Annotated in this window: 11 protein-coding genes; 4 read left to right on the top strand and 7 right to left on the bottom strand. The window is 72.9% G+C overall.

All coding sequences use genetic code 11. The features are described from left to right. Nucleotides 1-106: 106 nt before the first annotated feature. The 3 genes from ACFRAV_RS14345 to ACFRAV_RS14335 all read left to right on the top strand — a co-directional run bounded on the left by ACFRAV_RS14345 (nt 107) and on the right by ACFRAV_RS14335 (nt 4,430). Nucleotides 107-1,828, top strand: coding sequence for a PucR family transcriptional regulator (locus ACFRAV_RS14345; protein ID WP_382555049.1), 1,722 nt, complete (start codon nt 107-109; stop codon nt 1,826-1,828). A gap of 177 nt (nt 1,829-2,005) precedes the next feature. After that, the gene (gabT, locus tag ACFRAV_RS14340; RefSeq protein WP_382555046.1) at nt 2,006-3,346 is read left to right on the top strand and encodes a 4-aminobutyrate--2-oxoglutarate transaminase; all 1,341 of its coding nucleotides are present in this window, start codon (nt 2,006-2,008) and stop codon (nt 3,344-3,346) included. 415 nt (nt 3,347-3,761) lie between these two features. Beyond that, nucleotides 3,762-4,430 carry a phosphatase PAP2 family protein gene (locus ACFRAV_RS14335; protein ID WP_382555044.1) on the top strand — a complete coding sequence of 223 codons (669 nt, stop codon included), beginning with the start codon at nt 3,762-3,764 and terminating at the stop codon, nt 4,428-4,430. Nucleotides 4,431-4,522: 92 nt separating this feature from the next. On the opposite strand, the gene ACFRAV_RS14330 is transcribed toward ACFRAV_RS14335, so the two are convergent. The 6 genes from ACFRAV_RS14330 to ACFRAV_RS14305 all read right to left on the bottom strand — a co-directional run bounded on the left by ACFRAV_RS14330 (nt 4,523) and on the right by ACFRAV_RS14305 (nt 10,758). Further along, entirely contained in the window at nt 4,523-4,987 is a 465-nt protein-coding gene (locus tag ACFRAV_RS14330; RefSeq protein WP_382555041.1) for a hypothetical protein, read from the bottom strand. 137 nt (nt 4,988-5,124) lie between these two features. After that, nucleotides 5,125-6,543 (bottom strand): NAD(P)/FAD-dependent oxidoreductase, encoded by a 1,419-nt coding sequence (locus ACFRAV_RS14325; protein WP_382555039.1) that lies wholly within the window; start codon nt 6,541-6,543, stop codon nt 5,125-5,127. Between the two features lie 30 nt (nt 6,544-6,573). Further along, the gene (locus ACFRAV_RS14320; RefSeq protein WP_351117223.1) at nt 6,574-7,395 is read right to left on the bottom strand and encodes an ABC transporter permease; all 822 of its coding nucleotides are present in this window, start codon (nt 7,393-7,395) and stop codon (nt 6,574-6,576) included. Beyond that, nucleotides 7,395-8,336, bottom strand: coding sequence for an ABC transporter permease (locus ACFRAV_RS14315; RefSeq protein ID WP_382555036.1), 942 nt, complete (start codon nt 8,334-8,336; stop codon nt 7,395-7,397). Before ACFRAV_RS14315 ends, ACFRAV_RS14320 begins: the two co-directional genes overlap by 1 nt. Next, nucleotides 8,333-9,538 (bottom strand): ABC transporter ATP-binding protein, encoded by a 1,206-nt coding sequence (locus ACFRAV_RS14310; protein WP_382555034.1) that lies wholly within the window; start codon nt 9,536-9,538, stop codon nt 8,333-8,335. The genes ACFRAV_RS14315 and ACFRAV_RS14310 overlap by 4 nt, the downstream gene beginning before the upstream one ends. A 5-nt stretch (nt 9,539-9,543) precedes the next feature. Continuing rightward, nucleotides 9,544-10,758: a spermidine/putrescine ABC transporter substrate-binding protein gene (locus ACFRAV_RS14305; protein WP_382555031.1), complete on the bottom strand. Its 1,215-nt coding sequence runs from the start codon at nt 10,756-10,758 to the stop codon at nt 9,544-9,546. 307 nt (nt 10,759-11,065) lie between these two features. Between ACFRAV_RS14305 and ACFRAV_RS14300 the strand changes: the two genes are divergently transcribed. Further along, entirely contained in the window at nt 11,066-11,626 is a 561-nt protein-coding gene (locus tag ACFRAV_RS14300) for an NADAR family protein (protein ID WP_382555130.1), read from the top strand. Between the two features lie 104 nt (nt 11,627-11,730). On the opposite strand, the gene ACFRAV_RS14295 is transcribed toward ACFRAV_RS14300, so the two are convergent. Continuing rightward, complete coding sequence (locus ACFRAV_RS14295) at nt 11,731-13,359, bottom strand: IS200/IS605 family accessory protein TnpB-related protein (protein WP_382555030.1); 1,629 nt, start codon at nt 13,357-13,359, stop codon at nt 11,731-11,733. Between the last annotated feature and the right edge of the window lie 83 nt (nt 13,360-13,442).

The following is a 13,442-nucleotide window of genomic DNA, read 5'->3' as shown; positions in this document are numbered from 1 at the left end:
GGCACGGCCGCGCGCGGAACGCGTCCGCCGCGGCCTGCCAGTGCGGCACAATCACCGGTGGGTTCACTCCGGTCCGGCCAAGGACCCCCGCCTGTCAGGAACACCGATGCCGCCCACCCTCGCCTCGCTGCTGCACCACTCCGCGCTGCACCTGACCCTCCGGGCCGGTGAGGGCACCCCGCTGGACGTCCCCGTCCGCTGGGCGCACGTCAGCGAACTGCCGGACCCCGTCCCCTACATGGAGGGCGGGGAGCTCCTGCTCACCACCGCGCTGAAGGTCGACGCCGAGGACCCGGCGGAGGCCGGCGACTACGTGCGCCGCCTCGCCGCCGCGGGGGTCGTCGGCCTCGGCTTCGGCGTGGGCGTCAACTACGAGAAGGTGCCCGAGGCGCTGGTGACGGCCGCGGCCGAACACGGCCTCCCCCTCCTGGAGGTGCCGCGCAGCACGCCCTTCCTGGCGATCAGCAAGGCCGTCTCCGCGGCCATCGCGGCGGACCAGTACCGCGCGGTGACAGCGGGCTTCGCCGCGCAGCGCGAGCTGACCCGGCGGGCGCTCGGCGACGGGCCCGAGGGCGTGCTGGCGGCGCTGGCCGCCCAGGTGGACGGCTGGGCCGCGCTGTACGACGCCGCGGGAGCGGTGGTCGCGGTGGCGCCCGACTGGGCGGAGCGGCGCGCCGCGCGTCTCACCCCGGACGTGCAGCGTCTGCGCGACCGCCAGTCGCCCGCCACCGCGGTGATCGCCGGGCAGCGGAACCCGGACGAGGGGGCCGAGCGTCCCGGAGCCGCCGGCGACGGACCGGGGCAGGAGGAGCGGCCCCGGGACGGGGACCACGAGCAGGCCCGCGACACCGGCGAGGACCGGGTCGAGCTGCACACCCTCGGCACCGGCCGCCGCCCCAGGTCCGCGCTCGCCGTCGGCACCGCCGCCCCCCTCGGGACCGCCGAGCGGTACGCCGTGCACTCCGCGATCGCGCTGCTCACCCTCACCACCGAGCGGTCCCGCTCGCTGCACGAGGCCGAGCAGCGCATCGGCGCCGCCGTGCTGCACATGCTGCTGTCCGGCGAGGCGCAGCACGCCCGGACGGTCGCGGGCGACCTGTACGGCGGGCTGCTGGACGCGCCGTTCCGGGTGGTGGTGGCGGAGTACCGGGGCGAGGAGCTGGCCACCGCGCTGGAGGCGGCGGCCGCCTGGGCGGGCGAACCGGTGCTGGTGGTGCCGGAGGAGGAGCAGGGCCGGCTGGTGGCGCTGGCCGCGGACGGCGGCGCCGCGCTGGCAGCCTGCGCCGAACAGGCGGCGGCCCTGGAGGGCGCGGCGGAGCGCGGCGGGCCCACGGCGGCCGTCGGCGTGTCCGCCCCGGCCGGGCCGACCAGTGTGGCCTCGGCGTACAAGCAGGCCGTCCAGGCGCTGGCGGTGGCCCGCCGGCGGGGACGGGTCCTGGTCGAGCACGAGCACCTGGCGGCCGGCTCGGTGCTGCCGCTGCTCGCCGACGACGCCGTCCGCGCCTTCGCCGAGGGCCAGTTGCGTGCGCTGCGGGACCACGACGCCACCGGTCGCGGCGACCTGGTGGCCTCGCTGCGCGCCTGGCTGTCCCGGCACGGCCAGTGGGACGCGGCCGCCGCCGACCTCGGCGTCCACCGGCACACCCTGCGGTACCGGATGCGCCGCGTCGAGGAGATCCTGGGCCGCTCCCTCGACGATCCGGACGTCCGCATGGAACTCTGGCTCGCCCTCAAGGCCACGGGCAACGGAAACGGGAACGGCCACGGCCACGGCACAGGTCCCTCCCGGGGGGCCGGCCGGCGCCCCGCGGACGCCGGGGACAGCTGACCGGACCGGCCCGCACTGCGCCATCCCGGACAACGCGACGCGCCGAACGCTCCTGCGTGGAGCATGCTCGCCCCGCCCGCCGGGCCCTAGCCTGCGAACAGGAGGGAAGTGTCCGCCCGGCGAGCGCCGGACGAGGACTCCCGCCCCGACCGCCCGCTCGACCCCAGGGAGCCCCCCATGTCCGCATCCGCGCTGCCGCAGGAGCGTCGGCTCGTCACCGCCGTCCCCGGCCCGAAGTCGATCGAGCTGCAGGCCCGCCGGGCCGCCGCGGTCGCCCAGGGCGTGGGCTCCACCCTGCCGGTCTTCGCCGCCCGCGCGGACGGCGGCGTCATCGAGGACGTCGACGGCAACCGCTTCATCGACTTCGGCTCCGGCATCGCCGTCACCACGGTCGGCGCCTCCGCGGAGGCCGTGGTCCGCCGGGCCTCCGCCCAGCTGGCCGACTTCACGCACACCTGCTTCATGGTCACCCCGTACGAGGGCTACGTCGCCGTCGCCGAGGCGCTGGCCGAGCTGACCCCGGGCGACCACGCCAAGAAGTCCGCGCTGTTCAACTCCGGCGCCGAGGCCGTGGAGAACGCGGTCAAGATCGCCCGCGCGTACACCAAGCGCCAGGCGGTCGTGGTCTTCGACCACGGCTACCACGGCCGCACCAACCTCACCATGGCGCTGACGGCGAAGAACATGCCGTACAAGCAGGGCTTCGGCCCGTTCGCCCCCGAGGTGTACCGGGTGCCGGTGGCCTACGGCTACCGCTGGCCGACCGGCGCCGAGAACGCCGGCCCGGAGGCCGCCGCCCAGGCGGTCGACCAGATCGTCAAGCAGGTCGGCGCCGAGAACGTCGCCGCGATCATCATCGAGCCGGTGCTCGGCGAGGGCGGCTTCATCGAGCCGGCCAAGGGCTTCCTGCCGGCCATCCGCGAGTTCGCCACCGAGAACGGCATCGTGTTCGTGGCGGACGAGATCCAGTCCGGCTTCTGCCGCACCGGCCAGTGGTTCGCCTGTGAGGACGAGGGCATCGTCCCGGACCTGATCACCACCGCCAAGGGCATCGCCGGCGGTCTGCCGCTGGCCGCGGTCACCGGCCGCGCGGAGATCATGGACGCCGCGCACGCGGGCGGCCTCGGCGGCACCTACGGCGGCAACCCGGTCGCCTGCGCCGCCGCGCTGGGCGCCATCGAGACCATGAAGGAGCTCGACCTCAACGCCCGCGCCCGGCACATCGAGGAGCTCATGAAGGGCCGCCTCGCGGCGATGGCGGAGAAGTTCGACGCCATCGGCGACATCCGCGGCCGCGGCGGCATGATCGCCATCGAGCTGGTGAAGGACCGCACGACCAAGGAGCCCGACGCGCAGCTCGCCGCCGCCGTCGCCAAGGCCTGCCACAACGAGGGCGTGCTCGTCCTCACCTGCGGCACCTACGGCAACGTTCTCCGCTTCCTCCCGCCGCTGGTCATCGGTGACGAACTGCTGAACGAGGGACTGGACGTCCTGGAGCAGGCGTTCGGCGCCGTCTGACAAGGTCAGCGGGGTAAATGGGGCCCGGGCCTCCGTCCCGGGAGACGCTGTGAAGAACGTGTGCGGGGTGGATGGCGGGACGGGGCGGCGACTGTCCCGGCCTGCTGGTCTGCCGTAAGTTCGTCACAGATGAGAGACATCCCGAACCCGCGGTCCGCCGCGGGGGTCCGGGCCGAGGTTTCCCCAGCCACGGCCTGACGGTGCTTCGCGCACACCCGGAGACCTGACGCTCCGGGTTCTCCTCACCGATCGGACGGCCGTCCGCCCCAAACCCCCCGGGGCGTACGGCACCCGATCCGGACCGTCACTTCACGGCGGTCCTCCGAAGGGCCGGCACACACCCCCCCTTGTGCCGGCCCTTCGGCATGTCCGGGCGCGTTCCGGCGTCCGCGTCGCGTCAGGCACCCTGGGGGGCGTGCCGATCACCTCCTCCCGTCCCGTCGCCCCGCCGCGTCCGCGCCCGTCGGCGCGGCGTGCGCTGCCCTGGCTGCTGGGCCTGCTGTTCGCCGTGCTGACCTGGCAGGTCGTCTCGGAGGGTCCGTTGGCCAGGGCCGACGAGCGGCTGGGCCGGGCGCTGATCGAACGGGACGGGCTGTCGGCGTTCCTCGCGGACCTGGGCAACGCGGAGGTGGCCCTGCCGGTGCTGGCGGCCGCGGCGGGCTGGGCCGCGGTGCGGGGCCGCCGGGCGGGGCGGGCACGGTGGTGGACGCCGCCGGCCGTGGCGGCGGGAGCGGCGGTGGCCGTCCCGCTGGTCGTGACGCCTCTGCAGGCGCTCATCGCCCGGCCGGGGCCGCCGCCGATGGCCCCGGAGACGGGTTTCTACCCCTCGGGTCACACGGCCACGGCGGTCGTCCTCTACGGCGTCGCGGCGCTGCTGCTCCTGCCCTGGCTGCGGCGGCGGGCGGCGCGGCTCGCCGTGGTCCTGCTGTGGGCGGCGCTGGTCGCGGGCACGGCCGTGGGGCTCGTGCGGCACGGCTACCACTGGCCGCTGGACGTGATGGGCAGCCTCACCGCCGGCGGCGCCGTCCTCACCGCGCGCACCGGCGGCCCGGCCGCCCCGCCTGACGCGCGGGCCGCCCCCTGACGACGCGGACGCCGCCCCGGACGAGGCGAAGCCCGCGCCTGACGAGGCGAAGCCCGCCCCGCACGAGGCGAAATCCTCGCCGCCCGGGGACGTCAGGTGCCGTTGAGGCCGGCCACCGCCTCGTGCATCGCGATCTCCAGCAGCACGGGGTCGGTCAGCAGTCCCGTCCCGTCGGGCGGGACCACCCACCGCATGCGCCCCCCGGACCTCCCCCACCTGCGCCCGGGGTGGGGCACGACCACCCAGGTGCCGCGCCCGGCCGCCCGCACCCCCGTGCCGAGCCACCGACCGGCGGTGCCCGGCGGGACGAAGAACCCGAGGCGGTGGTCGTCGAACCCGGCGAGCACCGGCCCCATCCGGTCCAGGCACCGCCGCAGCACCGCCAGCGTGGCGTGACCGAGTTCGCCCGGCAGTATCAGCACGTCCCAGGCCTTGCCGGCCGGCAGCAGGGCCACGCCGTCGGCCCGTTGCCCCCATTCCGCGCGGCAGGCCGCCGGGTCCGGGGCGACCGACGCCAGCCACTCGACCGCCCGCCTCACCGCAGCCGTCCCGTTCATCCGCGGACCACCTCCTCGCTCCCGGCGGGCCGCCGTCCGGCCGCGCGCACTGTCCCGTGGGAGAGAGGAGGTTCCGTCCCGGTCATTACGCGACTTCGACGGACTCACCCGTTCGGGTGAGCAACCTGAGGGGGCCCTCAGCTGTCGAACCCGAGACCCACCCGGTCCAGCGCCCGCAGCCACACGTTGCGCCGGCCGCCGTTGACGTCGGCCCGGGCCAACGACCAGCGGGTGAGCGCGATGCCGGTCCAGGCGAACGGCTCGGGCGGGAACGGCAAGGGCTTGGAGCGCACCATCTCCAGAGCGGTCCGCTCGGTCTCCTCCCCGTCGAGCAGGTCCAGCACGACCTGCGCGCCGAACCGCGTGGCTCCCACACCCAGCCCCGTGTAGCCGACGGAGTAGCCCACCCGCCCGCGGTGCGCGGTGCCGAAGAAGGGCGCGAACCGCGAACAGGTGTCGATGGCGCCTCCCCAGGCGTGGGTGAACCGCACGCCCTCCAGCTGCGGGAAGCAGGTGAAGAACTGCTCGGCGAGCGCGGCGAAGGTCTCGGGGCGGTTGTCGTACTCGGCCCGCACCTGCCCGCCGTAGCGGTACACGGCGTCGTAACCGCCCCACAGGACGCGGTGGTCGGCGGTGAGGCGGAAGTAGTGGAACTGGTTGGCGAGGTCCGCCAGCCCTTGTCTCCCCCTCCATCCCACCGAGGCCATCAGGTCCTCCGGCAGCGGTTCGGTGACCAGGGCGTAGTCGTACACCGGCACGGTGTAGGGCCGCACCCGGCGCAACAGGCTGGGGAAGACGTTGGTGGCCAGCGCCACCTTCCCGGCCCGGACCGACCCGTAGGGCGTGGGCACGTGCACCCCGGCGCCCTGCTGCCGCAGGGACAGCGCGGGGCTGTGCTCGTGGATCCTGACGCCCAGCCGCAGGCAGGCCTGTTTGAGTCCCCAGGCCAGCTTGGCCGGGTGGACCAGGGCGACGCCCCGGCGGTCGTACAGACCTCCGAGGAAGGTCGGGGAGTCGACGTGGGCGCGCACCCCGTCCGCGTCGAGGAGTTCGACGTGGTCCGCGAGCCCGTGCTCCTCCATCGTCCGGTACAGCTCGCGCAGTTCGCCGATCTGGTGCGGTTCGGTGGCGAGGTCGATCTCGCCGGTGCGCTCGAACTCGCAGTCGATGCCGTACGTGGCGACGGTGTCCTCGATGGCGTCGAGGTTGCGGGCGCCCATCTCCTCCAGGGTGCGGATCTCGCCGGGCCACCGGGAGAGTCCGTTGGCGAGTCCGTGGGTGAGGGAAGCGGCACAGAAGCCGCCGTTGCGCCCGGAGGCGGCCCAGCCGATCTCCTTGCCCTCGAGCAGCAGCACGTCGCGACCAGGGTCGCGTTCCTTGGCGAGCAGGGCCGTCCACAGGCCGCTGTACCCGCCGCCGACCACCAGCAGGTCGCAGGTGGCGGCGGCGGTGAGGGCGGGCTCGGGGCGGGGACGGCCCGGGTCCTCCAGCCAGTACGCGGCCGGCCGGGCCTCGGCGAGAGACTTGGTCCAACGGTTCATGGCTCCAGGGGCCATGAATCTCAACTCCCCACAGGATGTGTCGGATTACGCCTTGTTGCGAGTGTTTCTCTTCTCCATGCGCCGCCGGCCGTTGCCCACGGCCATGGAGATCACGACGACCAGCACGGCGACCAGGAACATGGCCGTGCCGACGACGTTGATCTGCACCGGGGTTCCGCGCTGCGCCGATCCCCAGACGTACATGGGGAAGGTGACCGTGGAGCCCGCGGTGAAGTTGGTGATGATGAAGTCGTCGAAGGAGAGCGCGAAGGCGAGCAGCGCGCCGGCCGCGATGCCGGGCCAGGCGATGGGCAGGGTGACCCGCAGGAAGGTCTGCGCCGGTCCGGCGTAGAGGTCCTGCGCGGCCTGCTCGAGGCGGGGGTCCATGGACATCACGCGCGCCTTGACGGCGGTGACGACGAAGCTGAGGCAGAACATGATGTGGGCGATCAGCACCGTCCAGAAACCCAGCCGCGCGCCCATGTTGAGGAACAGGGTGAGCAGCGAGGCGGCCATCACGACCTCGGGCATCGCCATCGGGAGGAAGATCAGCGAGTTGACCGCGCCGCGCCCGCGGAACCGGTAGCGGGCCAGCGCGAAGGCGATCATGGTGCCCAGCACGGTGGCCGCCAGGGTGGCCCACAGGGCGAGCTGGAGGCTGAGCGCCAGCGACCCGCAGAGGCCGGAGACGCCGCAGGGGTCGCTCCAGGCGTCGGTGGAGAACGTGTGCCAGGAGTAGTTGAAGCGGCCGACCGGGTCGTTGAACGAGAAGACGGTCACGACGACGTTGGGCAGCAGCAGGTAGGCGAGGGTCAGCAGGCCGAACACGACGACAAGGCGCCGCCGGATCCAGGTGACAAGGGCCATCAGACGAGATCCTCCGTCCCGGAGCGGCGGATGTGGACGCTGACGGCCACCAGGATCACGGCCATCAGGATGAAGGAGAGCGCCGCGGCCGTCGGGTAGTCCAGGACGCGCAGGAACTGCGTCTGGATGACGTTGCCGATCATGCGGGTGTCGGTGGAGCCCAGCAGGTCGGCGTTGACGTAGTCGCCGCCCGCCGGGATGAAGGTCAGGAGCGTCCCGGCCACCACGCCCGGCATGGACAGCGGCAGGGTGACCTTGCGGAAGACGGTGGCGGGGCGGGCGTAGAGGTCGGCGGCCGCCTCGTGCAGGCGCGGGTCGATGCGCTCCAGCGAGGTGTACAGCGGCAGGACCATGAAGGGCAGGAAGTTGTAGGTCAGGCCGCAGACCACCGCCAGGGGTGTCGCGAGCACGCGGTCGCCCGCGGTCAGGCCGAGCCAGCTGGTCACGTCGAGGACGTGCAGGGTGTTCAGCGCGTCGACGACCACTCCCCCGTCGGCGAGGATCGTCTTCCAGGCCAGGGTGCGGATCAGGAAACTGGTGAAGAACGGCGCGATCACCAGGATCATGACCAGGTTGCGCCACCGTCCGGCCCGGAAGGCGATCAGGTAGGCCAGCGGGTAGCCGAGCAGCAGGCACAGCACGGTGGCGGTGCCCGCGTAGAGGACCGAGCGCAGGAACTGCGGCCAGTACGCGGCGAGGGCGTCGGCGTAGGTGGCGAAGTGCCAGGTCACCTGGTAGCCGGCCTCCAGCGACCCGGTCTGCACCGAGGTGGACGCCTGGTAGACCACCGGCAGGGCGAAGAACACCAGCAGCCAGAGCATGCCCGGCAGGAGCAGCAGGTAGGGGACGGTCCGGCCGCGGCGGCGCGGCGGCCGGGCGGCCTGCCCGGCGCCGGCCGGAGCGGGGGGCGGGGCGGACCCGGTGAGCGTGGTGGAGGTCATCCGGCGTCCCCCTTCCCGGGCGTCCCGGCGACCGTGCCGGCCATGTCAGCCGTCTCGAGGGTCTCGGTCCCGGCCTCGATGTCCTGGGCGGCGTCCAGCGCGAAGGTGTGGGCGCGGCTCCAGTGCAGGACCACCTCGGCGCCGGGCGCCAGACGGGGGTCGCGGTCGACGTTCTGCGCGTAGACCGCGAGGCCGAGGCCGGCCGGGCTGTTCACCAGGTACTGGGTGGAGACGCCGAGGAAGCTCGCCTCGGTGACGACACCGGTGACCTGGTTGCGGCCGGCGGGTATCCGGTCGGCCTCGTCGGCGTGGGTGAGCACCGCCTTCTCGGGGCGCACGCCCACCAGCAGCCGCGTTCCGGCGCCCGCGGGGGCCGGGCAGCGTTCCGCGGGCACGCCCAGGGTGTCGCCGCCCGCCCGGACCAGGATCTCGTCCTTGGCCGTGGAGAGGACCTCGGCCTCGATCAGGTTGGAGGTACCGAGGAAGTTGGCGACGAAGGTGGTGGCCGGGTTCTCGTAGAGGTCGGCGGGGGCGCCGAGCTGTTCCACCCGCCCGGCGTTCATCACGGCGACGGTGTCGGCCATCGTCATGGCCTCCTCCTGGTCGTGCGTGACGTGGATGAAGGTGATGCCGACCTCGGTCTGGATGCGCTTGAGCTCCAGCTGCATCTGCCGTCGCAGCTTGAGGTCGAGGGCGCCGAGCGGCTCGTCGAGCAGCAGCACCCTGGGGTGGTTGATCAGGGCGCGGGCCACCGCGACGCGCTGCTGCTGGCCGCCGGAGAGCTGGTGCGGCCTGCGGCGGGCGAACTCGCCGAGCTGCACCAGGTCGAGCATCTCCCCCACCTGCTGCTTCACCGAGCGCACCCCGCGCCGGCGCAGCCCGAAGGCAACGTTCTCGAAGACGTCCAGGTGCGGGAAGAGGGCGTAGGACTGGAAGACGGTGTTGACCGGCCGCTTGTACGGGGGCAGCCGGGTGACGTCCTGGTCGCCGAGGTGGACGGTGCCGGAGCTGGGCTCCTCCAGTCCGGCGATCATCCGCAGGGTGGTGGTCTTGCCGCAGCCGGAGGCGCCGAGCAGGGCGAAGAAGGATCCCTCGGGGACGGTCAGGTCGAGGGGGTGGACGGCGGTGAAGTCGCCGTAGACGCGGCTGATGCCGCTGAGGCGGACGTCGCCGCCGGAGGTGGTGCCGGTCATCTCGGTCATGCCTTTCACGCGCCCGTCAGCTTCGCGAACTTGGCCTCGTAGGCCGTCTCTTCCTTGTCGGTCAGGGAGCGGAACGCCCGTGACTTCGCGGCCATGTCCCGGTCGGGGAGGATCAGCGGGTTCGCGGCGGCGTCGGCGTCGATCTTGGCGAGCTCCTCCTTGACGCCGTCGACCGGGCAGACGTAGTTGATGTACGCGGCGAGCCGCGCCGCCATGGGCGGCTGGTAGAAGTGGTCGATCAGTCGCTCGGCGTTGGTCTTGTGGCGGGCCCTGGCCGGCACCAGCAGGTTGTCGGTGGACGTCAGGTAGCCGCTGTCCGGGACGACGAAGTCGATCTCGGGGCTGTCGGCCTTGAGCTGGACGACGTCGCCGGCCCAGGCGACGCAGGCGGCGAAGTCCCCGCTGGTGAGGTCGGCGGTGTAGTCGTTGCCGGTGAAGCGGCGGATCTGCCCCTTGTCGACGGCCTTCTGCAGACGGGCCACCGCCGCGTCGTAGTCGTCGTCGGTGAAGTCGCCGGGGTCCTTGCCCATGTCCAGCAGCGTCATGCCCATGGTGTCGCGCATCTCGGTGAGCAGGCCGACGCGTCCCTTGAGCTTCGGGTTGTCCAGCAGGTCCGACACCGACCGCACCTCGACGCCGTCCAGCGCCTTCTTGTTGTAGGCGATGACGGTGGAGATGCCGGTCCACGGATACGAGTAGGCGCGGCCCGGGTCCCAGTCCGGCGAGCGGAACTGGGCGGAGAGGTTGGCGTACGCGGTCGGCAGGTTGGAGGGGTCGAGCTTCTGCACCCAGCCGAGGCGGATCATGCGGGCGGCCAGCCAGTCGGTCACACAGATCAGGTCGCGGCCGGTGTCCTGCCCGGCGGCCAGCTGCGGCTTGATCTTGGCGAAGAACTCGTTGTTGTCGTTGATGTCCTCGCTGTACCTGACCTTGACGCCGGTCCGCGCGGTGAACGCCTCCAGGGTGGGATGGCGTTTCTCGCTCTCGTCGACGTCCATGTACTCGGTCCAGTTGGAGAAGCTGACGGTCTTCTCCTTCGACGAGTGGTCGTCGGCGGCGGCCGCGCCCTGGGTGCTCCCGGCCGGCGGGATGCCGCACGCGCTCAGCGCGCCGGCGCCTCCGGCCGCGAGCACGCCGCCCGCCGACGCGCGCAGCAGGGAGCGGCGGCTGAGGGCGGCCCTGCGGGCCGGGGGGAGGCGGTCGGGCTGGTACTGCTCCATGCGCGAGGTGCCCTTTCGGGAATGCCCTTTCGGGTGGTGTCGACGGGAGGCGGTCCGCCGCCGGAGGGCGACGGCCTTGCGGCGTCCGGCCGCCCGGGGGGTGGCGGCCGAGGGCGCCGCGACGTGGTCCGCGAGGACCGGCGGGGCCAGGCTGGGTGCCGATCCTGACAGAGCGACGGGGCTCCAACAAGGGATTCCGTTGTTGCCATTTGATTAATCAACGGAATCTGTCGACCACGGGCGGGTCGTGCGGAAAACCCGGGGGCGCGCTGTCGGTGCCACGTGCGAGAGTGCGGGCGTGACGGACATGCGAACGAACCAGGTGCGCAGTCGTGAGGACCTGGCCCGGCTGATGGACTCGGGGACCCGCGTCAGGTTCCTGCATTTCTGGGGCCACCGGCCGCAGAGCGACGGCAGCGTGGGCGCCGGCTGCCTGAGCCAGTGGTGGCCGTCCCCGTTCACCGTGGACGGCAGGCGGTACGGGACGGCCGAGCACTGGATGATGGCCGCCAAGGCCCGCCTGTTCGGTGACGCGGAGGCCGAGAGCCGGATACTCGAGGCCGACGGCCCGGCACAGGCGAAGAATATCGGACGAACGGTCCGCGATTTCGACGAGGCGGTGTGGGAGCGGGAGCGCTTCGGCGTCGTCGTCGAGGGCAGCGTGCACAAGTTCGCCGCGCACGAGGAGCTGCGGGCCTTCCTGCTGGGCACGGGCGACCGCGTCCTGGTGGAGTCCAGCCCGCTCGACCGCGTATGGGGCACGGGCCTGGCGGCGCGGGACGACGGGGCCTCGGACCCCGCCCGGTGGCGAGGTCTCAACCTGCTGGGCTTCGCCCTGATGGAGGCCCGGGAGCGGCTGGCGGGCTGAGGGGCGGCCCGGCGGCGGGCGCGACGGCCGGCACTGCGGTGCTTGGGTCCGGGGGCGGCAGGCACGGGGCCCGGAGCGGTCGGCCTACGATGTCGTGACCGTTCTTAAAGACTGAGCGGGAGTGAGTCCTGGGTCCAGACCCAGGACTGGTGCTCAGCCGCATGCCCCGAACGGTGTTGGGCATGCTGGTCGCCCGCTTTCGCCTCGGCTTCCGGCGGAACGGATCGTGTCCGTTGTCCGGGGATCGAGGGGCGGGTTTCCTCACGCCCTCGTGCACTCGGTGCGGCCTGGGCGGCTCGATGTCCCGCACGATCACTCCGGTCGTGCGGGGGCGTTGCCGTCCGACGCCGGACCGGGTGTCCGAGAGCGCGTCGTCCGATCGCGATGGCCGCGGCATCATGCCGGGTCATCTCGCGATTCGCTGTGGTGAGGGGCTTCTTCCAGTGCTGGGCGCCCCACCGGCTGGTGTAGGCGGGGTCGACGGCGACGATGGTGAGACCGTGTTCGGCGGCCATGTTCACGATCCGTGCCTTCAACCGGGCGGTCGGGATCCCGGAGACCGTCTGCCGGAACTTCTTACGCCGTCCGTGTTTCTCACGGGTGGTGCTGTCGGTGAAGTCGAGGTCCTCGATCGCCACCGCACCCACCCCCTCACGCCCCGCCCAATTCATCAGCCGGGTCAGCGCATGCCGCAACTGGGCGTCGCGGTGGGGCGCGCTGCCGGTGAGGTCGTAGGCGAACCGGCGCGGCTCACCGACCGGGTTCCCGTGCTCGTCCAGCCGGTACGCCGCCAGGTGATCGGCGTTCATGTCCACGCCGATCACCCCGTGGGCGCGCGCCGTCTCCAGCGGGACGGCCTGGAGGGCCGGTCGCTTCCACGACGCCGTGACATACCAGCGGTCGCGGACCGGATCGTGGCGGATCTCGTAGGCGACAGCACGGTTGGCTTCGATACGGTCGGCCCATTCCTCTCCCCGGTGCGCGAACATCACCCGGCCTGTGAGGACGTAACGCCCGTGCGGGGCGTTCGCCAGATGCCCCAGTGGCCTGGGCAGCTTGATACCGACCTGGCCGTCGGGGGTGACACGGATGGTCTCGTTCCCGAACCTCTTGCCCGACTCGCCGTCCGCGGAGAAGAACGCCCGCGCGGCTTCCCACCGCGCCCGCCACTCGTCCTCGGTGAGGCCGGCCTCCGCCAGGTGGTGGCGCGTGGTGGCCAGGCGTTTGCCGCCGCGCACCACATGGACCCGGCCCGCCTCCCAGTCCGCCCTCACCTGCGCGTGCCGGGCCTCCAGCGCTCGCAGTCGCTGGGCCTTGGCCCGCCACTCCCGCTCGGACCGGTAGCCGCCCGGAGACCGCTTGGAGCCCTTCGCGCCGATCGGCTGGGCGAGCCGGTGGCAGATAGCGTTAATGGTGGTCTCGAGTTGGTGGAGGTGGGCGGCCTGGGCGCGGCGGGCCAGCGCGTACTGGTCGTGCGTGGCCTTGGTGACCGCACCCGCCCACCGCGACGAACACGCGGCCGTCAGCGCCTGCTTCCGCACAGCCCACGACGCCGCACTCCGCTCGAACCCGGCCTGCCCGTATACCCGCAGGTCACGCGAGGCGAGCGAACCCAGATAAGAGCCGACCTGCCGCAACACCTCCACGTCCCGGGCGGTGAGGGCCTTCAGCCGAGTGCGGATCGCGCACCCCGTCGCCTCCCGCACCACGAACGGCACACGCAACGACCGCAACGGCCCAGTCACACGGGCAGCGGTCAGCGCGCGACGGCCTCCGCCGCCGTTCCCCACCGCCTCGACCGCTCCCACACCTTCAC

It is taken from the genome of Streptomyces sp. NPDC056600, assembly GCF_042792855.1.
In the GTDB taxonomy this organism is placed as follows: domain Bacteria; phylum Actinomycetota; class Actinomycetes; order Streptomycetales; family Streptomycetaceae; genus Streptomyces.
Note: the sequence above shows the minus strand (reverse complement) of the source record. Positions and strands in the feature narration are given on the sequence as shown.